General features: G+C 40.7%; 16 protein-coding genes and 1 tRNA gene. 7 read left to right on the top strand and 10 right to left on the bottom strand.

Annotated features, from left to right (window positions below):
• Positions 1-2 precede the first annotated feature (2 nt).
• From IGJ45_RS12000 to IGJ45_RS12010, 3 genes are read right to left on the bottom strand one after another with little or no spacing between them, the layout of a single operon-like run.
• Positions 3-284, bottom strand: a complete 282-nt coding sequence (locus IGJ45_RS12000) for a PTS sugar transporter subunit IIB (RefSeq protein ID WP_002301437.1) — start codon at positions 282-284, stop codon at positions 3-5.
• 12 nt (positions 285-296) lie between these two features.
• Complete coding sequence (locus IGJ45_RS12005) at positions 297-728, bottom strand: PTS sugar transporter subunit IIA (RefSeq protein WP_081131547.1); 432 nt, start codon at positions 726-728, stop codon at positions 297-299.
• Positions 725-2362 (bottom strand): BglG family transcription antiterminator, encoded by a 1638-nt coding sequence (locus IGJ45_RS12010; RefSeq protein ID WP_349703618.1) that lies wholly within the window; start codon positions 2360-2362, stop codon positions 725-727. The genes IGJ45_RS12005 and IGJ45_RS12010 overlap by 4 nt, the downstream gene beginning before the upstream one ends.
• A gap of 213 nt (positions 2363-2575) precedes the next feature.
• On the opposite strand from IGJ45_RS12010, the gene ypfJ reads away from it, so the two are divergent.
• The 3 genes from ypfJ (at position 2576) to IGJ45_RS12025 (ending at position 5291) form a co-directional block, all read left to right on the top strand.
• Positions 2576-3469, top strand: a complete 894-nt coding sequence (ypfJ, locus tag IGJ45_RS12015; protein ID WP_349703619.1) for a KPN_02809 family neutral zinc metallopeptidase — start codon at positions 2576-2578, stop codon at positions 3467-3469.
• A gap of 341 nt (positions 3470-3810) precedes the next feature.
• A tRNA-Leu gene (locus tag IGJ45_RS12020) sits at positions 3811-3892 on the top strand.
• A gap of 115 nt (positions 3893-4007) precedes the next feature.
• Complete coding sequence (locus IGJ45_RS12025) at positions 4008-5291, top strand: cytochrome P450 (RefSeq protein ID WP_208773880.1); 1284 nt, start codon at positions 4008-4010, stop codon at positions 5289-5291.
• 71 nt (positions 5292-5362) lie between these two features.
• Here the strand turns inward: IGJ45_RS12025 and IGJ45_RS12030 are convergent, their stop codons facing one another.
• Positions 5363-6988, bottom strand: coding sequence for a peptide ABC transporter substrate-binding protein (locus IGJ45_RS12030; protein WP_349703620.1), 1626 nt, complete (start codon positions 6986-6988; stop codon positions 5363-5365).
• A 490-nt stretch (positions 6989-7478) separates the two neighbouring features.
• Here IGJ45_RS12030 and IGJ45_RS12035 point away from each other — a divergent pair, with 490 nt between their 5' ends.
• The gene (locus IGJ45_RS12035) at positions 7479-7928 is read left to right on the top strand and encodes a DIP1984 family protein (protein ID WP_005470685.1); all 450 of its coding nucleotides are present in this window, start codon (positions 7479-7481) and stop codon (positions 7926-7928) included.
• Positions 7929-8225: 297 nt separating this feature from the next.
• Here the strand turns inward: IGJ45_RS12035 and IGJ45_RS12040 are convergent, their stop codons facing one another.
• A complete protein-coding gene (locus IGJ45_RS12040; protein WP_438768682.1) occupies positions 8226-13751 on the bottom strand; it encodes a Spy0128 family protein in 5526 nt (1841 codons plus the stop codon).
• A gap of 379 nt (positions 13752-14130) precedes the next feature.
• On the opposite strand from IGJ45_RS12040, the gene IGJ45_RS12045 reads away from it, so the two are divergent.
• Positions 14131-15561: a helix-turn-helix domain-containing protein gene (locus IGJ45_RS12045; protein WP_103301000.1), complete on the top strand. Its 1431-nt coding sequence runs from the start codon at positions 14131-14133 to the stop codon at positions 15559-15561.
• A 29-nt stretch (positions 15562-15590) separates the two neighbouring features.
• Here IGJ45_RS12045 and IGJ45_RS12050 read toward each other — a convergent pair whose 3' ends face one another.
• The 4 genes from IGJ45_RS12050 to IGJ45_RS12065 form a co-directional block, all read right to left on the bottom strand.
• A complete protein-coding gene (locus tag IGJ45_RS12050) occupies positions 15591-16268 on the bottom strand; it encodes an NADPH-dependent F420 reductase (RefSeq protein ID WP_195957862.1) in 678 nt (225 codons plus the stop codon).
• On the bottom strand, positions 16268-17320 hold the full coding sequence (locus IGJ45_RS12055; RefSeq protein WP_311809682.1) for an LLM class flavin-dependent oxidoreductase: 1053 nt from the start codon (positions 17318-17320) through the stop codon (positions 16268-16270). Before IGJ45_RS12055 ends, IGJ45_RS12050 begins: the two co-directional genes overlap by 1 nt.
• Positions 17321-17492: 172 nt before the next feature.
• Positions 17493-17855, bottom strand: a complete 363-nt coding sequence (locus IGJ45_RS12060; RefSeq protein WP_171917231.1) for a TIGR02328 family protein — start codon at positions 17853-17855, stop codon at positions 17493-17495.
• 13 nt (positions 17856-17868) lie between these two features.
• Complete coding sequence (locus IGJ45_RS12065; RefSeq protein ID WP_349703622.1) at positions 17869-18837, bottom strand: NADP-dependent oxidoreductase; 969 nt, start codon at positions 18835-18837, stop codon at positions 17869-17871.
• 228 nt (positions 18838-19065) lie between these two features.
• Between IGJ45_RS12065 and IGJ45_RS12070 the strand changes: the two genes are divergently transcribed.
• Complete coding sequence (locus IGJ45_RS12070; protein ID WP_138371106.1) at positions 19066-20145, top strand: ABC transporter substrate-binding protein; 1080 nt, start codon at positions 19066-19068, stop codon at positions 20143-20145.
• 1 nt (position 20146) lies between these two features.
• On the top strand, positions 20147-21769 hold the full coding sequence (locus IGJ45_RS12075) for an amidohydrolase (RefSeq protein WP_349703623.1): 1623 nt from the start codon (positions 20147-20149) through the stop codon (positions 21767-21769).
• A gap of 280 nt (positions 21770-22049) precedes the next feature.
• Here IGJ45_RS12075 and IGJ45_RS12080 read toward each other — a convergent pair whose 3' ends face one another.
• On the bottom strand, positions 22050-22355 hold the full coding sequence (locus tag IGJ45_RS12080) for a prepilin peptidase (RefSeq protein ID WP_081131553.1): 306 nt from the start codon (positions 22353-22355) through the stop codon (positions 22050-22052).
• Positions 22356-22403 lie beyond the last annotated feature (48 nt).

Genomic DNA, 22403 nt, shown 5'->3' on the forward strand with positions numbered 1-22403 from the left:
GATTATCCCTCTCTTTCAGCTAAAAACTTTTCCATTTGCATTTTGACTTCAGCGACATCCATATATTTTTTGATGGGATAGACAGGTGCTTTGACGGAAGCTTGCAAATCATTCAATAATTCGTGGCTTGTAAAATAAACATCTGCAGGAGTTGCTTTTGCAGTAGACAAATCCGTATTCTCAGCAGTCGCCTTCAGCCCCAGCTCCTTAATCACCTTATCGATCGTCATCTTTAACACCATTGAACTTCCAACACCAAATCCACACACAGCTAAAATTTTCATCTTCTTTTCCTCCTATTGGAATAATTGGCAAATCTGTTCTTTGTCACCATTCAAAATAAGTTGATACTTTTCCTGATCCATAAACACTTCCATGATTTCCTGTAAACTTTCCAAATGACTTTGATTGTCTTTTGCAGCTAAAACAAGGAAAATACGGACCGGCTTGCCAGCTAAATCGATTTCGTTTTTAGTCACTAGCAAACTCATCCCTTGATGAAAGACACCTTCCCCCGGACGAGCATGCATCAATGCAAAGTAATCAGCCAATACCATATACGGGCCGTTCTCCTCAACGCTATGGATCATATTAGCGACATATTGTTGATCGATGGCTTTTTCATTTAATAGCGGCTGACTCGCCAATTGAACTGCTTCTTGCCAAGTGAGGATTTGATTCGTGGTCTCGATATGATCCTCAGGCAGTAATTTTTTTAAATTGATCATGATTTTACCTCCAACATTTTTGAAATGAACCATTCTTTGTCTTCGATCCCTTGCATGATCAACTTCATGACAGGTTCTACTTCTTGGGCCTCATCTTCTCGTATCATTAGTAACACGATGATATCGACTTTTTGGTTGCTCCAATCAACAGGACGATCCAAAATCAATACAGAAAAGGTCGTTTTTGAAACAAACTCAGGATTGCCATGAGGTATGGCAAAACCGTTATCTAAATAGGTCGACTGCAATGCTTCTCGTTCTAAGACGGAACGCTGAAAGTCCGTACGCTGATTTTCCGACGAAAAGTCATTTTGACTGATCAGAAAATCCAGTGCTTGTTCTTTGGTCTCAAATCGTTCAAAATAAATCTTCGGTGCAATCAACATCCGTGTATCTTGCAGGATTTTCACCTTATCCGCAATCGGTTCATTATCAATAATCAAATCGATATAGTGATTCATGATCCGCTTCATGTCTCGATTGGTCACCATCGGCGAGATGCGGACGACTGGTTTGGAAACATCAGGTAAATCGATCGTGGAAATAATGAAATCGATGGCAGAAATATCCATCTCTTTGAGCTTAGCGACAGAAGCGGTTTCAATACTATCGACATTAGGCAATATTCGACGAATCTTGGCAGAAATAAATGAACTGGTGCCAACACCGTTCGGACAAACAAAGACGATTTTATTCAATTGCCGCATCCGTTCTACTGCAGCTTGAAAGTGAATCGAAACAAACCCGATTTCATCCTCAGATATTCCAATATGGTAGGCCTTTAGAAAGTCGTTCAAAGAGAACCAAACGACCCCATACAACGCCGGATAATGCTGTTTGATCTCATCTAGCAATGGATTGACTACAGTAGTTTGGGCCTCAATGCGTAAAAACAGCTGGTACAAATGAATCGTCAAATCTTCTTCTAAGCGACTATCCTGTGTCAAATCGATCTGGATGCCTTCACTGACTTTCTGAATCAGATTTCTGACTTTCCCTCGAAAAGAGAACGGAATCGATTCGTTCTTCATAAAAAAACGTAAGCCACTACCTACAATGAGATAGGTTAGGTACTGAACTTCTTTCGATGAAAAATGGTAGATTTCTTGTTCTTCAATTTCTTTCAACAATTCATAAATCAACGGATACTTGTCAAATTCCAAAAACAATTTTCCAAATTGGCGCTTCTCTTCTATATCCAGCTGATTTGCCTGATTCGAGCGCTCGACAATCAGCAAGATCGAAACAACGATGCTTTGGATGTAGCTTTCTGGGATCTCCATTTGCTTTTCGGTGATCGAATGGCGAAAAGCCGCATTTATCTTTTCAAATAATGACACATTTGTCAGAACAGAAAGGTTCTCCCCATGCTCCATAGTAAGGAGAATGAATCGCTTCAACATTCGTTGGATTTGTGACTCGCTTCCTTGAAAATAAGTGCCTGAATTATCAAAACGCAACAGTAAATTTTCTTTGACAAACAGTGTTTTTAGATAAGCGATATCTTTGGCGATACTGCTCCTAGAAACATAATACTCATCAGAAAGTTGCTGGTAACTCAAGTGCTCCCCATTGATCAGCCGCTTAAAAATTTGCATGCGTCGGTCTTCGATCAAAGAATAATTGTTTTTCATTTGCTCACCCTCTACCTTTATTCTAGTGATACCTTAACAAATATGAAGACCAATTGTTAGATTAAAAAATGATTAAAAGGTGTGCACACCCTTTCCCTTGATAGCAATATCGGTCGTTTGTTCCGCAAAATCGCTTCAAGCAAGCCAAACTTTTCTCATCTTCCTCGTTTTCTCTTATAATAAATGTAAACAGTCAAATGAGGAGGAAACAAAATGAAATGGCGTGGGGGTAGACAAAGTTCCAATGTGGAAGACCGCTCTGGTCGTTCCGCAGGTTCAGGAGGAAAAATAATGGCCGGCGGTGGTATCGGTACGATTGTTATCGCAGTCCTCTTTTTTCTATTCAGTGGGGGTGATTTAAACTCCGTCACAGATATTTTGGGAGGCGGACAAGCCGCTAATTATCAAACAGAAAATGTGGCTTCAGACGAGTATACAGAGGAAAAAGAATTCTCCGCTGTCGTCTTCGGCCATTTGGAAGATTATTGGAATGGTGTTTTTGAAGCAGAACAGACTACGTATCAAGATCCTAAACTGGTTTTATTTACAGGAAGTGTTCAATCGGCTTGTGGGAATGCAACTTCTCAAGTTGGTCCCTTTTATTGCCCTGCCGATCAAAATGTTTATCTGGATCTCAGCTTTGCAACAGAACTTTCTCAAAAGTATGGGGCCAGCGGAGATTTTGCCATGGCCTATGTCATTGCTCATGAAGTTGGTCATCACGTACAAAACGAACTTGGTATTACACAGCAACTCGATAAGATCCGCCAACAGGTTTCTGAAAAAGAATACAATCAATATAGTGTTCGTTTGGAACTACAAGCGGATTATTTAGCCGGTACATTTGCCAAGTATCTACAAGGAAAAACTTATAACGGCCAACCGATTTTAGAAGCTGGTGATATCGAAGAGGCTATCACAGCTGCTAATGCCATTGGTGATGATACGTTACAAAAGGAATACCAAGGATATGTCGTACCAGATAGTTTTACTCATGGGACTTCAAAACAACGAGTTGAATGGTTCAACCGGGGGTTCAAATATGGTGATTTGGAGCATGGAGACACCTTCAATGAAAAAAACCTTGATTTGGTCTACGTATCGTAACAAAAACGTTCCTTTTTGGTCACTCTTTTTTCACATTTGGGCGGTATAGTTTATTCATACCAACAAACCCTAACTTTTTCATTTTACTCCTTGCCTGCCAGTCCCCGCTGGCAGGCCCTTTTTTATCATGGTGCTATTTTAGTTTTTTTTAACCTTTGGCCTGTTTTTTTCTTTAAAACGCTAAGGGTTGATCACAATTTTTTCATATTTTCCGGTTACTATATAAATAACCCAACAAACAACCCAACTTTTTCATTTTTTACTCCTTGTCTGTCAGTCCCCGCTGACAGACTTATTTTTTTCTTGCCAAAATTCTCAAAATGCGCTAAGGTTATTTATGCGCGGAAGTGGCGGAATGGCAGACGCGCACGCTTCAGGCGCGTGTGAGTATATCTCGTGTGGGTTCAACTCCCATCTTCCGCATTTTGAGCAGGTCATCTTGGATGATCTGCTCTTTTTTATGTGTTTCTTTTGTCTAAATAAAGAAAAAAGCTTAAGCTAGAAGTATATCAATTGGAAAAAGACAGGAGGAAATCCAATGAAAGAAGTACCAACAGCGAAAATCAAATTAACTGAGGTCAAAGAACTCTTTGATGCTGGTTATGAAATCTTAGGAGAATTACGGTCTGAGGTGAATGCCCCAGTCGTTAGAGCTAAATTTCTGAATCAAGAAGTGATTGCCATTTATGGAAAAGAAGCAGCAAAAATTTTTTATGATCCACGAAACTTTAAACGTGAAGGAGCAATGCCCAAACTCGTCCGTTCAACCTTGTTAGGGGAAGAGGGGGTTCAAACTTTAGACGGGGAACAACATCACCATCGGAAAAACTACTTTATGGACTTGATGACACCTGAGAGAATGACCGATTACCATGATTTGTTGGAACGAAACCTTTCTCATGAACTGAATAAACAATCCGGTACCTTTGAGCTTTTTTCACTCACAAAAAATGTTCTATTCAAAACGATTTGTGAATGGTCAGGAATCAATCTAGCACCACTGTCTCAATCAGAGATCAGTGAGTTAGCTGATTATCAAGTTGCTATGTTCAGCGGGACTGTCACCTCCCCTGTCGCCCATTTAAGAGGCGTCGAAGATCGTAAAAAATCTGAGAAATGGGCTCAAGGATTGATTGAAGAAGCTCGTCAACATCCTGTTGCTGGCAAAGAATCATTAGCACTTTATACTTTCGCTACTGCCACTGATCTTGAAGGTAATTTACTGCCGATCGAAGTTGCAGCCGTCGATCTGTTAAATATCATCCGCCCTACGGTTGCTTTAACCGTTTGGATCGCTTTGATGGGACATGCCCTTTTTAGTACAACGACCATCTACCAAGCACTTAAACAAAACTTTTGGGAGTTACAGGATTCATTTATTCAAGAATTACGCCGCTTTTATCCTTTCTTTCCAATGATGCCTGCCATTAGCTTGCAAGATGTTGTCGTCGATGGTTATCTGATCCCTAAGGACAGCTGGGTCGTCCAAGATATTTATGGTACGAATCATGATCCGAGAACCTTTGATCAGCCAGATGACTTCAAAGTGGATCGCTTTGTCGGACGTACACAAGCCATTTCCTATGAGGAAGAATATGAAATGATCGCACAAGGAGGCGGTGATTTCCGCAAAATGCACCGCTGTGCTGGTGAATGGATCACTTTGCATACGTTGCGCGTGTTCAGTGATTTACTGGTCAACCACTATCAGTTTGAAGTTCCTGAACAAGATTGGAAGATTCCAATGAATCACTTTCCAACCTATCCAGAAAGTAAAGTTCTCTTATTTAAAGAAGCTGCAATGACCACAGAAAATGAGTAACTACTGATCGTTGTTATTAAGTGCAGCTCACAAAAACGCAGCCCAAGCAAGCTTAGGGCTGCGTTTTTTGCTTACTTCTCTACAGATGCCGTACGGAAATAAAAATAGGCACCGTATGCGGGAAATTGGATATCTTTGATCGTTGACCTGATCAAATAATTTGATGCACTCTGATATAGAGGAACTTGAGCTGCATCTTCTGCTAACAGAATTGATTCTGCTGATTTGTAATCTTCAAATACTTTATCTGGATCATTGGCATCCACGGTACGTGCGTTTTCTGTCAATGCCGTATAGTCCTCGTTGACATATCCACCGTAATTGTAAGAAGAACCTTTTTTATATAAATTGAAATAAGATTCCAAGTCACTGCTGCCAGCAATCCAACCAGAAATCGACAACTCATATTGACCATCTGCTCGTGATTGATTCAAATTCGTTCGTGGTTGTTTATTGATTGTAATCGTCAAACCAGGCAAATGATCTTGAAGCTGATTTTGCAGATATTCACCGATTTTTTGTCCGTGATCATCATCTGTTACCAATAAAGTCAGTTCAATTTTGTCACCGATAGCTGATTGTGCTTGGCTCCATTCTGCTTGTGCTTTGTTACTATCGTATTCATTGTAGTCCCCGCTATAAGTGCGAAAATCTTCATTGGTATTCGGATTGGCATAAAGCCCACTGGGAATAAGGCCATTCAATACGCTTGCTCCATCGTTCAACACATCATTCACGAGACTCTCTTTGTCAATCGCCAAAGCGATGGCTTTACGAAGGTGGACATTTGCCAATGGTTTATTTGCCTGTTTATTAAAATCTAAAAAATAGTTGGCAATATCCTTTTGAGTGACTAAGGAGTCATTATTTTGGTACTGTTGCACATAGAGTCCGCTGATTTTTTGCAGATCCAACTCCCCGCTTTCAAACAACTGGATTCCAGTATTCTCCTCTTTGATCGTGGAACCTTTGATTTTATCCAACTTAACTACCGCTTGATCGTAATACTCAGGATTTTTGGCAAGCGTCCATTCTGCACCGGTCTGTTGCCAGTCTTTCAGAATGAAAGGTCCCGTATAGAGCAAGTCTTCACTTGTTTTCCCATATGCCGTCCCTTTTTCTTCAACATAAGACTGTCTTTGAGGCGCTAACCAGCCAATCGACACCACCGATAAAAAAGAAGGTTGCGGCTGTTCCAAATGGACGACAAAGGTCTTTTCATCCGGTGTTTCTAAGCCAATCGTCGCAATGTCTGCTTTCCCTTCGCGAATATCTTGACTGTTGACGACATTGTCTAAAAGATACGCATTTGGCCCCATGGTTTTAGGATCGACCAGTTTCTTCCAAGCATAAGCAAAATCTGCTGCTTGCACTTGCTGCCCATCACTCCATTTGGCTTCTTCCTTTAGTTTAAAGGTATATGTCTTGCCATCTTCACTGATGACTGCTTCCTCCGCCAAACCGGGAACTGGCTGACTCTTTTCATCAAAACGATACAACCCTTCAAAAAGATGCTGGATAACGGTAAACGTAACTTTATCCGTTGTTTGCGTCGTATCTAATGTTGTCAACTCTGCCGGTAAGCTGACTGAAATCTCTTGAACTTCTGGATCTGTCTCCTTTGCGGACGATCCAGTCGTGCTACATCCTGCTAACAAAAAACTTAAAATCCCTACAACAACCAAACCCTTTTTCATTTACTCTCCTCTTTCCTTTTCACTTGCAAGTTGCAAGCTTGATTAAATAAAAAAATCCTCGTCCCTTTGCTGATCATCATTGATCAACAAAGGGACGAAGACTTCGTGTTACCACCCTTTTTCGTGTCATTTTTACAAATAACACCTCATCAGTACGTATGCATACTCGGCAGGATAACGGCTGCGTTCCGTCTAACCAGCGTAAACCAGTTAAAAGACTCTGAGCTCATCTTCACTTAGCGTTCTGTCCCCTTTCTCACCAACCCGGGTTCTCTTTAAACAGTCATCAAAGCTACTCTTCTCATCGATGTCCTATATTCTACTGAATTGATAAAAGTATACTATTCCTCGTTTTTCAAGTCAAACAGTTTTTAGAATTTTCAATCTTTTCAATAATGGCTTCAAGACTTTTTGGAGGGCAAATACTTGCCAGCTTAGTGTTTTTTTTCTAGGATAAAGAAAAGAAACCTTGCTCGAAAGGATGAAATCAATGAAACTTGCTGAAGCATTATTACTACGAAGAGATCTTGAATCCAAACTCACTCTGTTACGAGAAGAGATTGCCAGTAGTGCCGTGATCCAAGAAGGCGATACGTTAGACCGCAGCATCGACGACTTACTGCTGGATTATGAAACAACAAACCAAGAATTTGCCCAGTTGGTCATTGCAATCAATCAGCGAAATGCGGTCGCCAAAATCGGTGGACAAGAAACGATTGCTGCTGCATTAGAGAAACGGGAAGCTTTAAGGCGTTCGCATGCGATGCTAACGGCAACATTGGAAGCAGCCAAGGTTGCTCCACGGATGGGACGTAATGAGATTCGTATGATCCGAACGATCGATACCAAGCAAATCACCGACCGTTTGAATCAAACCGCAAAAGCCTTACGTGAATTAGACGGGCAGATTCAACAAACAAATTGGCTTGTTGATTTATAAAACAGCTGGGTGGGAGTCAAAAGCGAGCACAAAGCAGGTACAGGCTTATATGTACACCAATGGGGTCTGGCAGGGACCAGTTTAATGACTGCTGTTCAGTTACAAGCGTACAACTTATATTTTTCAATTAACGACCACGTGCTGGTTTGACAAGGTGGGTGCCTCTGTTTATCTTTTGTTACGCAAAAGGTAAACAGAGGTTTTTTGTTCAACAAGACCTCTTTCAAAAGAAAAAGACCCCCTGATCCGTTTCCAACATAGGAAACCAGATCAAGGAATCTTTGTTCGTTTAGCTAGTTACTTTCTTTTCTGTCTGCGATATACCACTACTACAATGCCTACTAGTAACAAGCCTACTAACATCCAGCTGACTTGATACGTTTCACCGGTTTTTGGCAGTTCGTTTTTCTTCGTCGGTGTTTTTGTATTCTGATTTTTTGCTGGATCAGTAGCTTTTTCTGGCGTGTAGCGGTTATTAAAGGTTGGCTCGCTACCATAATCTGCTTTCGCTTCCAATGTTCCGTTTTGATCTTCGACATTTACGGTCACTGGAATCTCTGCGTCATCATAAGTGATTGTACTGTCTTGTCCGGCTTTTTCACGGATCGTGTAATTGTAGTCACCAGCCTCTTCGTATGGAATCGCATCGAAGTAAACTTTCCCTGTGCCGTCGTTGGTTTGACTTTGAATCACTTGTCCCTCTTGATCGACTAATTCAAAGGTGAACTCCCCTGCGACTAGTGAACGGCCAGTCAAAACTTTCTCAGCTTCCAACACTACACTGCCAGCTTTTGGTGTGTAAGTGTTCGTGAAGACGGCGTTGCCTTCATAAGTCGCTGTTGCTTCCAATTGTCCTTCATTGTCTTTCACACTTACAGTCACTGGCACTTCCGTATCATCATAAGTGACTGTGTCATCTTGACCCGCTTTTTCACGGATCGTGTAATTGTAGTCACCAGCCTCTTCGTATGGAATCGCATCGAAGTAAACTTTCCCTGTGCCATCGTTGGTTTGACTTTGAATCACTTGTCCCTCTTGATCGACTAATTCAAAAGTGAACTCCCCTGCGACTAGTGAACGGCCAGTCAAGACTTTCTCAGCTTCCAACACTACACTGCCGGCTTTTGGTGTGTAAGTGTTCGTGAAGACGGCATTGCCTTCATAAGTCGCTGTTGCTTCCAATTGTCCTTCATTGTCTTTCACACTTACAGTCACTGGCACTTCCGTATCATCATAAGTGACTGTGTCATCTTGACCCGCTTTCTCACGGATCGTGTAATTGTAGTCACCAGCCTCTTCGTATGGAATCGCATCGAAGTAAACTTTCCCTGTGCCGTCGTTGGTTTGACTTTGAATCACTTGTCCCTCTTGATCGACTAATTCAAAAGTGAACTCTCCTGCGACTAATGAACGGCCAGTCAAGACTTTCTCAGCTTCCAACACTACACTGCCAGCTTTTGGTGTGTAAGTGTTCGTGAAGACGGCGTTGCCTTCATAAGTCGCTGTTGCTTCCAATTGTCCTTCATTGTCTTTCACACTTACAGTCACTGGCACTTCCGTATCATCATAAGTGACTGTGTCATCTTGACCCGCTTTCTCACGAATAGTGTAGTTGTACTCGCCGGCTTTATCGTATGGAATCGCGTCGAAGTATACTTTCCCTGTGCCGTCATTGGTTTGGCTTTGAATCACTTGTCCCTCTTGATCGACTAATTCAAAAGTGAACTCCCCTGCGACTAGTGAACGGCCAGTCAAGACTTTCTCAGCTTCCAACACTACACTGCTAGCTTTTGGTGTGTAAGTGTTCGTGAAGACGGCGTTGCCTTCATAAGACGCTGTTGCTTCTAACTGTCCTTCATTGTCTTTCACACTTACAGTCACTGGCACTTCCGTATCATCATAAGTGACTGTGTCATCTTGACCTGCTTTCTCACGGATCGTGTAATTGTAGTCACCAGCCTCTTCGTATGGAATCGCATCGAAGTAAACTTTCCCTGTGCCGTCATTGGTTTGACTTTGAATTACTTGTCCTTCTTGATCGACTAATTCAAAAGTAAACTCCCCTGCGACTAGTGAACGGCCCGTCAAGACTTTCTCAGCTTCCAACACTACACTGCCAGCTTTTGGCGTATAGGTGTTCGTGAAGACGGCATTGCCTTCATAAGACGCTGTTGCTTCTAACTGTCCGTCGTTATTTTTCACCTCTACTGTAACATTGGTGATTGAATCATCATAGCTAATCGTAGCGTCATGTCCTTGTACTTCATAAATTTTATATCGATAGGTTCCTTCTTTTTGATAAGTAATCTCATCAAAAAGAATATTATTTGCCTTGTTCGTCTTTTCTTGAAGGATTTTATTTTCTTCATCTGCCAAAACAAAAGTGAATTCCCCGTCTTCGATCTGTCGGCCTTCCAAAGCTTTCGTAGCCGTTAAAGCTAGGCTAGTTTCGATAATTTCCCTTGTATTAGCTAGTTCAAAGACATAATCGACTTCCTCGCTCGAGATCGTAAACGTATATTCTTTTTCATCCCGCTCATATCCATCTGGTGCTTTCGTTTCTTGGATTTTATAATCTCCATATCGTAGCCCATCTAAGCGGTCAAATTCGCTAGTTCCTTGAATCAACTTATTATTTCTGACAACAAGTTCGGAGAAAACAACTTCGTAGTTTCCTTCGGCATTTTTACGACTGAGTTGGAAATGTGCCTCTTTGTTGATCCCAGCTTCCTTATCCCCTTCTCTGTCATATTTCTTGATTGTCAACGAGCCATTTGTTCCCGTTGACGTACCGCTACCGTTGGTAGATTTGACGATTACGTCTTTTGTTACTTGATGGATTTCCGTCTGACTTCCGTAAAGAGACACATCATTTGAAACAACTTCATTATTTCGAATGCCAGGATCAAGTTTCGTTTGATAAACGATGAAGTATGGACTGTCAATGACATCCTCAAAAGCAATACGTAATGTGAATGTTCCATCAATACCATTCGTTGTTACATTTGGATTGTCTTGATTATTGAAAATAACTTTCTCACCTTTTATCCATTGATCTCCGTCTTTGACGGCTTTATACACATCAACAAGGACTTTTCCTGTCTCATCGTACAAGAAAGTCTGTTGATTATAATTGATCGTATCTTCAATCACAGCATTCTTGATCGTTCGACTATCTTGGTTAACCAGCACTTCCCAATCCAACAGTCGATTATTGTCAACATTTTGAGTGCCATTTTTTGTTAACCAGTTTCCTTTTGCGGATTTCTCAACTTGCGCTTCAGCAGTTAAATCCGTTGTACCATCTGTCAAAGAGATCATATTATTGTACTTGTAAACATCTGTAGCTGCTTCGACAGCAATGAAGACAGCAATCGTTTCTGAAGTGTCTTTCAACAGTTCTACTGTCACTTGTTTTGTCACTGGATCATACGTCAAGCGATAATCAGCTGAGCTCAACTCTTCCTTCAGAGATCTTACTTGGTTTCCTGTTCCGGATACGTCAACTGTATAAACTACTGCTTCTTTAAATGTTTGACCATCTTGTAATTGATCGACAATCTTGGTTCCTTCATGAAGTGTCGCTTTATACGTATTAAATAATCCCATCCAATAGATTTGATCACTTGTAGCAACATCTTCTGAAAAGATATTTGGGAAATTACGGTTAAAAGCTGCTTGCAAGTATGCTTTTACATCTCCTCCTTTTGGAATGAAAAGCCCTGCTTTTAGCGCGTTTAAGGTCCAAGTAGTGTCCATCCATGAATTTGCTTGAGCGGCTTCCCTATAAGAGTTACCGTCAATTTCATAATCGACAAAAGCAGAATTACTAAAACGTGTTTTGGCACTTCCTAAAGCGATCTGTGTCGTCATATCAAAAGTCGTTTTGAATCTGACCGTAATTTTGTCTGCTGTCTTTGCATAGTTTCCTTTTAGTTTAATTTGAAAACCAGATTCGTACTCAATTGGATTTTCTCCAGAAGTGGTTTCACGCTGCTTCGATAAATCAAAGTCGCTTGAAGTCAATTCTTTAACTTCTCCTGACTGGCTAGTTGCAGTTAAAACAAGAGAGTCTTCAATCAATTCTAATCCACTAATATTTGCCCCGCTAATTTCTCGATAGCGATCTGTGATGACCATATTTTCCACTTCTACATATTGCTGATTTATCTCAATCTGCCATTGAATCGTTTGATCCTGATAACTTTTTGATGGTGCTGTTTTTGTCACACCAATTTTGCTTGTTGGGGTCACTGTTCCCGACCCATTATGAGAAGTTGTCGTATCATCTTTGATAGTTATATAGTTAGTAATTCTAGTATTCGCCAGTACTGGATCAAAGAGTTGTGTCTCATAACGAATCACATATTGTCCAGCATGAGCAAACACAAGTTGAAATTGAACAAGCTGATTATCTTTTTTTATTTCTCCTGCTTCATCAAAGTGCCAATCTGTCACAATACTGTTATCATTTTTGTTTCTGACCACTACAGAATCGGCTACTAAATAATGCAATGCATTTTCTGAAAGTGATCCAGAATACGTTTTATCAGTGAGAATTGAACCGTCTTTGCTAAGATCTAAAGAAACTTCCCAAGAAGCACGACCAGTTGACTGATCATAACCTAAAAATCGCTTATATTCCGCAGATTCATCATAGCTGACTGTTGCTTCAACTGATTTTTCATGGAAATTATCTCCAGTGATTTGAGCAACATTTTTGAAGGAGTTAATCGTTGGATCATTGACAACACTATAAATTTCAATTTTGACTGGCTTATCGATTTTTTGATTGAATGTAAAAGTTCCAGTCGTTGAGTTATAAGTATACAAGTCGCTAGTTCTAACCCAAGCGTCTCCATCATAAAGGTAACCATAAGAATGTGAATATGCCAATCCGCTTGGTAGTTTATCTGTCACAACGACGTTTTCCAGTTCCTTGCTTTCCGTATTATATACGATCTCCCAAACAATTGAGCCACTAGTACTTACTTTCCCACTCTTCGTAATATCGATTTGATAGATTGGTAAAGTAATCAGGATCTCATTGCCATCACGGTCATAAATACCAGTTTCGATGACAACATCTTCTGTGATTGTTGACACTTTCAATTCGGTTTCAAGATTGATTGTCCCACTTCTACCTGATAGATTCTCTGCGTTTTCATTGAAAACAATCTTTAATTCTCCATTTGTATTTAGATAAAAGTCTCCTAATGATCCTCCACCTGAACGCTGTAATGTGCCTGACACCTCATTGTGAACAGCAAAATAGCTTGGTAGTTGATAAATATAATAATCACCGTTTTTGATTTCCTCCTGATCAGATAATGACCAGTCAAAGTGAATCTTAATATTGTCGTTATAATAAGGAGGATTGTCTTGATCAAAAGGTTGATCATTCATATCTGTAATTCGTACATTATCAAATAGTTGAATTCCTCGAGCATTTAAATCTGGATTAACAGCATTTGGAGTGGCTGCTTGTTCGGTAGATTCAGTCCCTGAATCCTCCGTGGGTGCTCTTGGCTGTATTGTATTTTGATTCAACTCTGAAGTGGACGTTTCAGTCGTAGTAGTAGTGGTCGCTTTTTCCGGTTGACTGTTTGAGGTATCTTCGACTGTTTGACTAATACTCTCCGTGTTTTCTGAAATTGTTGTTGATTCTTCCGTTTTTGTGTCTGTCGCAGGTGAATTCGATTGACTCGTTTGACTTTCAACTTCTATATTTGAAACCATTTCAGCTACTGCAATTGCCGGTGTACAAAAAGTCGCACCTAGCAAAATCAACAAGCTCAAATATGCACATAGTTTTTTATTCATAGTGATTCATCCTTTCTAAAAAAACAACTGTTACTTTTTAGAAAAACTTAATTTTTTTACTTTTCTAAAATATAAGTTTTTCTAAAAGAACCAACCAATATAATTATTTATGATGGCACCGTACTGTACGTTCTTCCCTCATTCTTCCGAAGACAGCATAACGATTGATATAGCTAGACCAGAACCTATTTTTCATTCAATAACATACCTTTTTTATAGAAAATCAGAGACAAGTATCAATAAAAAAGCATGTGTTATCTCACCTTTATTTTCCCAAATTTGGCATAAACTAAGTGTTCAAAAAAAATCATTTTTCAAATATTTTTGACTATTTGGAAAAACGTGCTACCATCAATACATAACTGATTGGAGGAAAGCTATGTTCAGAGGTTTATTGTCAACTGCTTCACAAATAAAATTGCAGTTGATTGAAAGTTTGTTGCATGACCGTCACTGTTTTATTGCTGATTTGCTGGATGAATTTGACTTGTCTTTGTCGTTGTTCAGAAAGTATGTGACAGAGATCAATCACGATCTGTCCTTTCTTCAAATAAATATAGACAATCATTCCCAAGTGAGTCTGGAATTCCATTCTTTCGCTTCACGATCGGATGTCTATAGTTTTTTCTTGGCTGACTCTTCTGCTTTCAAACTCTTGGAACTTCTGTTTTCATCCCACTTTTCCAGTTATGAGACACTAGCGATTGAATTGAATCTAAGCAAATCCTCAATTATTCGTTTAATTAAAAAAATCAACACGGTCATACGTCCTTTTGATTTTCATATAGAAAAAAAACCTATCCGCATAGCTGGGAATGAAATTACTATTCGCCAGTTTTACATGGTTTTCTTTTTGGAGAAATACCAACATGAGTTTAGAGATGCCAGTAAAAATCAGGAACAAGAATTTTTAAAAGTTGCACAACTTTTGGCTGAAGTTACTCCATTAAAGCTGTATTTTTCTGACATACGAAAAATAGCGTTTATCATTTATGTACATAGTAAACGAGAGAGGCTTTTTGCCACGGAAGTGCAATCGAATAAAATTGAATATTTTCTAGAAAAAATCGATCTCGCTGAATTCTCTCGCTACAAACGCTCTTATTTAGAAAAAGTTATGGGTTATCTGACTTCTCATATCACAGCCGACCCAGCTATCTATAAACAAGTAAAAAAAATCTTCTATCAATTGACTAAACAAATTTTTCTTAAATACCATTACACCGAAACAGACTTTCAAGAAAAATTGGATGCTGTTAGTTTCAAATATTTGCTGGAAACGAATTTGAATGTTCCGTATTGTATTTTGAATGATCGCCTGGCCCGTTTTGTTGATAACTGCGATCCTGTCCAGCAAGCAATCAACAAGGATATTGTTCAGCTAGTGACTCATTCTGAATTACCGGCGATTCGCCCTGCTACGATCAACCATTTGATTTATATTTTTCATACTTCTTTTCCACTATTTACAAAACAAATCATTGATCAACATGCAGATTATCATCTCGCCTTGTTCTACGATACCAATAGCGACCATACGGAAATGATCCGAACACAAATCAAACAGTTCGTCCCCTACGACCTGAAAATCACGATTCTCAATCCGTTAGACTCTTTTTCAATCCCTGCCGTCAAAGCAACCTATGATTTGATTATCGGAAATATCGTCCCTCCTTTTCAGAAAGTTCCTTTCAAAGCAACAGACATCTTTATTACACGAAATGAGATTGGCTATATCGCAAACAGTATTCAAGAAAAAGCGATCCAGCAGATTGAGAAACAAAAAGAACCTCTTAGCCCTACTCACTGAAAAAGTGAGTTTCGCTAAAGAGGTTCTTTTTAATTTTGTCGTTCGAGTAATTGTTTGCCTTGAGCACTCTGATAAAACGTTTCAATTAAATGATTTAAATTTGTTTTTGTCTCACTGGCGCCAAAAAGTTCACCGCCAGGTTCTAGCATAAGACCATTGGCTAGACGACCGATCACTACCGGATCAAAGCCAAAGTCGTCAACGATTTTGGCCGTTTGAGACATAGATTCCGGATCATTACCAGCGATTGCCATGGCTTTTCTGGCTGGTGAACCAGCCGGCCGAGCTTCGTCTTGAACATCATGATAACCCATATGGTTGAATGCCTTGATAACTCTGCTTTGGTCAAAATATTTTTGGACCCTTTCTGAAGATGTTTCTTCAACAGTCGAATACGTTTTGCTGGTTCCATCAACTTCCCACCAATAGTTCATTGCATCGATCACAAGTTTACCAGCCAGCTGCTCCTTGGGAAGTGACGGATAGTTGCTTAAAGGGATTGCTAATAAAATGACTGGCATTTCCGTCAGGATGTCTGAGACATTCTTCACCTTTGCACCTGGAGCAAGGATTTCAACAGCTAGAGCATTCTTTTCCGCTGGCTTTCTGCTAGCGATCCAGACCTCATACCCAGCTTCTGCTCCTAATTTTGCTAAAGCTAACCCCAACTTGCCGGCTCCTAATATGCCAATTCTAGATTTTTCCATTATTTCCCACCTGATCTCAATAGTTCTTTGACCCTAGGGATTACTTTTGTACCATAAAGTTCGATAGTCCGCAGACGGTCTTTTTGTAATTGTCCACCGGTTCCATAAACAAGATCAAACCGTTCGACGCCGACTTGCGGCATCGTTCGCGCAATTTTTTGTGCCACAGTCTCAGGACTGCCTACATAGTAAGAGCCATGTTCTACTTCAAAATCGAAACGTTCTTTCGACATCTTGGGCCAACCACGGTCTTCTCCGATTTTATCCATACTTTTCTTGATATAGTGCCAACCGATTTCGTACGCTTCTTCATCCGTCTCCGCAATCACCCCATGGGAATGCATCCCTACCGGAAGAATCGGTCTGCCCATTTGTTGCGCTGCTTTTTGATAAAGTTGTACATAGGGGGCAAATCGAGCAGGCTCCCCGCCAATGATTGCCAGCATAACTGGAAAGCCGTAGCGAACAGCACGAATAATCGACTCCGGTGTTCCTCCCACACCAATATACGTATCCAGTGTTCCTTCGGGTTTTGGATAAACTTCGGCATTCTCCAAAGATTGAGTAAATTTGCCTTTCCAGGTCAGCGGCTCCCCTTTAAGGAGTTCGTGAAACATTGCTACTTTTTCTTCAAATAATTCTTCATAATCTTGCAGATCATAGCCAAACAGTGGAAAAGATTCAGTGAATGACCCTCTTCCTAACATGATCTGCGCACGACCATTTGAAAGGGCATCAACTGTCGCAAATCGTTCATAGACCCGAACTGGATCATCAGAACTTAATACAGTTACTCCCGTTCCTAATTTGATTCTTTTAGTGACCATTGCCAGCGCAGCTAGCACGGTGTCTGGACTTGAGATTGCGTATTCTTCTCGATGGTGTTCGCCTAATGCGAGGATATCGACACCGACTTCATCGGCCAACTTTCCTTCTGCAATAATGTTTCTCAATGATTGGCTGTAACTGATTCGTTGATGGGTTTGGTCATCAAAGGCAAGATCGCCAAAGGTATCTAACCCAAATTCTAATTGTTTGTTATTGATTGTCATGTCATTTCCCTCTTTTCAAATACTTCCTGCATTCACTATAACAACTTCTTTTTATTAACGCGAAAGATATGCTTACTTTTTGTAAGTCTAATGTGTACGAATTGTTTTAGAAAGTAAAAGCGCGTCCTTGCTTCAAACAAGAACGCGCACTTTTTTGTTTTTTAATTAGCCATCAGAGATAGATCCCTTTGCTTCTTAAATTAGCTAAACACTCCTCTAAATACATTGCAGTATGTTCAGGATAAATAGGGACTGATTGCTCAATCGGCACTAACACCTGATAAGGAGGTGTCTTTTGACCGCGATAAGTAGGCTCTAACCATGCTGCTGCTGGACGGTATCCCCGATGCTGCATCTCTGCCATGACGAGTAGATGGTATTGATACAACTTATATGGAGAATGATCAAAAACATAATCGACTGTCGCATGTTTCTTTCCCCAGCCAGCGCCTCTCAGCGCAGCTACTTCCCGATGCTGTCCCAGCAATTGCTGCCGGGGTAATTTAGTCAAAAGTGCTTCATGCCACAATCTCATTTCCGCTCTTCCTCTACTTCGCTTGATTTTTATCCAGATTCTCTTGGTTGTCGAGCACGATTTTCCCTACCGCATGGTGTGTTTCACTTAATGCATGGGCATCATAGACACCTTGACGAGTCAATGGGAAAGTTTCGCCAATCACACTTACTAATTTGCCATCAGCCATTAGTTTAGCTAATTCGCTTAACTGTTCTCCATTTGTACGTAACCAAATTGCTTTTGCTTCAATTTGTTTCGTTGCGGCTAATGTTTCATCTTCAATACTCAGTACAGAAATCAAGCGGCCATGCTCTTTTAGAACGGAGAAGCTTTTCTTTTGGATCTCGCCACCCATTGTATCAAAAACTAAATCAATGTCAGTAAGAACTTCTTCGAAATCCGTTGTATGGTAGTCGATCACTTCATCTGCACCTAATTTTTTAACAAGTTCATGATTACGGGGACTTACCGTCGTGATGACATAGGCGCCGGCATTTTTCGCAAGTTGAATGGCGTAGGTCCCAACTCCGCCAGCTCCGGCATGAATCAACACTTTTTCGCCAGCTTTTAACGAACCATGATCAAATAGAGCTTGTAATGCAGTCAATCCTGCTAGAGGCACAGCTGCAGCTTCCGTGAAGGCAATAGATTCTGGCAGAGGTGCCAATAAGTTGGTATCCACGATCGTATAATCCGCATAGGTCCCAAATCGTGTCGTCTCTGGACGAGCGAAAATCCGATCGCCTACGTGATAGTCTTTAACCTTCTGACCAACTTCAACGATTTCTCCAGCAACATCCCATCCTAGAATAATCGGAAATGACCAAGGAAACATTTGCTTCAAGTATCCTTCGCGTAATTTCCAGTCAATTGGGTTGATCGAAGTTGCTGCAACTTTCACCAACACTTGATCCGCACCGAGTTCAGGTAGTGAAACTTTCGCTTCTGCTAGTTTTTCTTTACCACCATATTCATTAATAACAACTGCTCGTGTTTCCATGTAAATCACTCCTTGAGATTATGTAAATGAGCTTCCGTCATTTTTCTAAAGAAACGAAAGGTCTCTTTCATAGCTTAGGCAATGATCCCTGATTTTACAACTGATTCGACTTTCCCTTTTCTATCAGAAAAAGCAGTTTTTTCACTGACTAACTTTTTATTGCCTTTTTAAAAGGTTTCATTTATTCTACAGGAATAAGAATGTGATAAGAAAGAAGGAATTGATGAATTGAAAAGATTGCACGTATTTTTTGGCGGGATCATTGCGATCCTAGGTATTCTTTTTGTTGGCAAAGCTGTACTGTCCAATGAAACAGGAAGTGCATCAGCAAATGATGCTAACACGGTTATTATTTATAATTGGGGAGAATATATTGACCCCGATCTGATAAAAAAATTCGAAACTGAAAGTGGCTATTCAGTGATTTATAATACATTTGATTCGAATGAAGCAATGGAAACAAAGGTCAAACAAGGCGGTACCAGGTACGATTTGATTTTCCCCAGTGAATCGATGATTCCTAAAATGATTGAGGAGCAGCTGCTGATTCCTTTAGAACATGATAAACTCGTCGGCAGTGAAGATCTTTCTGATTTTCTGATGGATCAGCGCTTTGACAAAAACAATCATTACTCCATTCCTTATTTTTGGGGAACTATTGGAATCATGGTTAATAGTGACCAAATCGATCCTACCACCATTCATGGCTGGGCAGATTTATGGCGCCCGGAATTTGCCAACGATATTCTAGTTGTTGATGGCGCAAGAGAAACGTTAGGAATGGCTTTGCAGACTTTAGATCTTTCTCAAAATGAGCTAGATACAGCAAACCTTCAACAAGCCATCGAGAAATTGGAAGCATTACGCCCCAATGTCAAAGCAGTCCTCACTGATGAGATCAAGACTTTGATGGTCAACAACGATGCACCGATCGGCATTGGCTATTCAGGAGATGCAGCGTATGTCATGTCTGAGAATCCTGCTATAACCTATGTCGTCCCTGATGATGGCGGTGCTATCTGGACAGATAACTTTGCGATTCCAAAAACAGTCGGCAATCTTGAAGGAGCTTATGCGTTTATCAATTTCATGCTGCGTCCTGAAAACGCCGCTCAAAACGCTGAGTATGTCGGTTATGCGACACCGAGTGAGACCGCGAAGCAACTGCTACCGACTGAATTGACCTCCAATAAAGCTTTCTATCCAGAGCCGGAAGCAATGCAACAGATGGAACACTACGAATACTTAGGAAAAAATGCCGTTGAACAGTACAACGATCTTTTTCTCGAATGGAAGTTGGGATTATAAAATGAATATACTATTGAAGTCTTCCTACATTTTTGATACAGAAAGAAAAACGACCTTTGCTGGTTTTATTTTGATTGAAGGAACTAGGATCAAGGATGTGGGTCCTTTGGATGCCACACCTACCAACTTACCGGCTGAAACAACGATCATTGATTGTCATGACCAAATGATCATTCCTGGCTTTATCGATGCCCATATTCACTTTTATCTTTCCGCTTTGCTTCATGCAGGGCATTTAACTCATGTCACTGGAACAACTGAAGAAGCATTTGCCCAGCAAGTACCGCAAATTCCTGTGACCCATGGCTGGAAAATTGGGATTGGTTGGTTCAGCAGTGACTTTGGACAACAAGTCTATCCCACAAAAGCAACGATTGATCACTACTGTGACGAAGTGCCAGTCATGCTGATCTCAGGAGACGCCCACAGCATTTGGTTAAACAGTAAAGGAATGGAAGCCTTAGAAATCACAACCGATTCAGTTCCTACCGGAATCAGTGGAGAAGCATTGATGAAAGATGGCGAATTGACGGGTTGTTTTCTTGAGGCAGTTGCTATTAATTACTTGGCGGAGGTGCTGCAATCTTTTCAAGCCAACAGTTACTCAACGTACCTTTCTTACATGAAGCAGCTCAATCGCTATGGCATTACTACAATCGGCGATGTTGCCCTGACTGGCGAAAGCTGGGACGACTTGATTTATCCAGAGCTTTACCAAAAAGTTGCCGAAAAAGCGACTTTACGGGCGGTTTTTTACCCTGCGATGCGTATGGAAATAGATCATTTAACTGATATCTATCAAAACTATCGATCTGAGAAAGTCCAAATGGGTGGTGTGAAACAGTTCTTTGATGGTGTAACAAGTACCCATACTGCTTTGTTGAAATCGGAGTACGAAACGCCTTATTTTACTGGTGATATTGGTATGCCGCTGATTGCAATTGAAAAAATGCGCCAGTTGATTTTCTTAGCAAACCAGCAAAATTGGCCGATGCGCATCCATACGATCGGTGACCAAGCGATCCATCAAGCGTTGTCTTTTTTTAATGAAAGTCATGCGCGCTTCCCTCTCTCTGCCGGTAAAAATAATACACTGGAGCATTTGGAAGTCATGGATCCTGCAGATCTTTCTTTAGTGGCACAAGACAATTTAGTTCTTTCTGTTCAACCTAGTCATTTATTAGTCGGCTATGAAACGTTAGATGAAGAAGTAGGTCCGCAACGCGCTAGTCAAATGTTTCCTTTTCAATCCTTTTTGACCCACGATGCTGTAGTAGCATTTGGAACCGACAGCCCAGTAGTGATCGATGTGTCTCCATTGGATTCGATCTATTATGCAGTGGCTAGAAAAGAAAAAAACGGCTCTCCAGTAGAAGGATTGATGCCCTCTGAAGTGATGAATGTGGCGGATGCTCTGGTTGCTCATACCGCTGATGCAGCTCGGGCACTCAGTCGACAAGACATTGGTTCGATCAAAGTCGGTCAGTTGGCTGATCTTTGTATTCTTTCAAAAAACATTCTTCCCCTTTCAGAAAAAGAGCTGCTTGAGGTAGAAGTCACTGCAACCATTTTTAACGGTGCATTTGTCTATCAAAAAGACGAAGCTTCGCAGCAAAATTCCTAATTGATCTTTGACCATATCCCTCGAATACCCGAATAATGGCTGACTTGCTTCTCTCGTCCGAGGGCTCTCATTCATGGAAGCCCCTTGACTGTGTTCACGCTAGTCAACCGTATTATTCGGGATTTTTTGTCAACACCACCCTAATCCCCCTCCTTTTTTTCGTTCTGGATACTGCCAGGCTATAATTTGGTTCCTCTTGATTGTTCCCTCTGATCATTTCTCGCTTTGTTTCGTCTTGACTCCTGCTCAATCATTGCCCTTTTGTTTTCCCTCCAATTCCTTAAAATATATACAATATGACCAACAGGATCCCACCAACGATTTCACTTATTGGATACTTGCGATTAATCGGTACCAAACAATTCCTGCACTTGCCTTTTAAGAATAAAAATGACCAAATAGGGATCAGCTGCCATGGGGTTAGTACCTTTCCACAGTGCTCACAATGAGAGCGGCCTCCCAATGATTCCTGACGGGGCAAACGATAAACAACAACCATCAAAAAAGAACTAAGACAGCTACCAAGACTAAATACTGATAAAATGGGTAATAGCAACGCTCTTCCCAAACCACACACTCCTCTCATCTAATCGACACCTCAAATAAAGAGCCTATTCATAAGCAAATACGCTCT

It is taken from the genome of Enterococcus sp. DIV0574 (assembly GCF_051711125.1).
GTDB classification, from domain to species: domain Bacteria; phylum Bacillota; class Bacilli; order Lactobacillales; family Enterococcaceae; genus Enterococcus_D; species Enterococcus_D gallinarum.

Bases quoted from the DNA above. Each gene is read 5' to 3' on its own strand.
- IGJ45_RS12000 (WP_002301437.1), bottom strand. From the start codon at position 284: ATGAAAATTTTAGCTGTGTGTGGATTTGGTGTTGGAAGTTCAATGGTG.
- IGJ45_RS12005 (WP_081131547.1), bottom strand. From the start codon at position 728: ATGATCAATTTAAAAAAATTACTGCCTGAGGATCATATCGAGACCACG.
- IGJ45_RS12010 (WP_349703618.1), bottom strand. From the start codon at position 2,362: ATGAAAAACAATTATTCTTTGATCGAAGACCGACGCATGCAAATTTTT.
- ypfJ (WP_349703619.1), top strand. From the start codon at position 2,576: ATGAAATGGCGTGGGGGTAGACAAAGTTCCAATGTGGAAGACCGCTCT.
- IGJ45_RS12025 (WP_208773880.1), top strand. From the start codon at position 4,008: ATGAAAGAAGTACCAACAGCGAAAATCAAATTAACTGAGGTCAAAGAA.
- IGJ45_RS12030 (WP_349703620.1), bottom strand. From the start codon at position 6,988: ATGAAAAAGGGTTTGGTTGTTGTAGGGATTTTAAGTTTTTTGTTAGCA.
- IGJ45_RS12035 (WP_005470685.1), top strand. From the start codon at position 7,479: ATGAAACTTGCTGAAGCATTATTACTACGAAGAGATCTTGAATCCAAA.
- IGJ45_RS12040 (WP_438768682.1), bottom strand. From the start codon at position 13,751: ATGAATAAAAAACTATGTGCATATTTGAGCTTGTTGATTTTGCTAGGT.
- IGJ45_RS12045 (WP_103301000.1), top strand. From the start codon at position 14,131: ATGTTCAGAGGTTTATTGTCAACTGCTTCACAAATAAAATTGCAGTTG.
- IGJ45_RS12050 (WP_195957862.1), bottom strand. From the start codon at position 16,268: ATGGAAAAATCTAGAATTGGCATATTAGGAGCCGGCAAGTTGGGGTTA.
- IGJ45_RS12055 (WP_311809682.1), bottom strand. From the start codon at position 17,320: ATGACAATCAATAACAAACAATTAGAATTTGGGTTAGATACCTTTGGC.
- IGJ45_RS12060 (WP_171917231.1), bottom strand. From the start codon at position 17,855: ATGAGATTGTGGCATGAAGCACTTTTGACTAAATTACCCCGGCAGCAA.
- IGJ45_RS12065 (WP_349703622.1), bottom strand. From the start codon at position 18,837: ATGGAAACACGAGCAGTTGTTATTAATGAATATGGTGGTAAAGAAAAA.
- IGJ45_RS12075 (WP_349703623.1), top strand. From the start codon at position 20,147: ATGAATATACTATTGAAGTCTTCCTACATTTTTGATACAGAAAGAAAA.
- IGJ45_RS12080 (WP_081131553.1), bottom strand. From the start codon at position 22,355: ATGAGAGGAGTGTGTGGTTTGGGAAGAGCGTTGCTATTACCCATTTTA.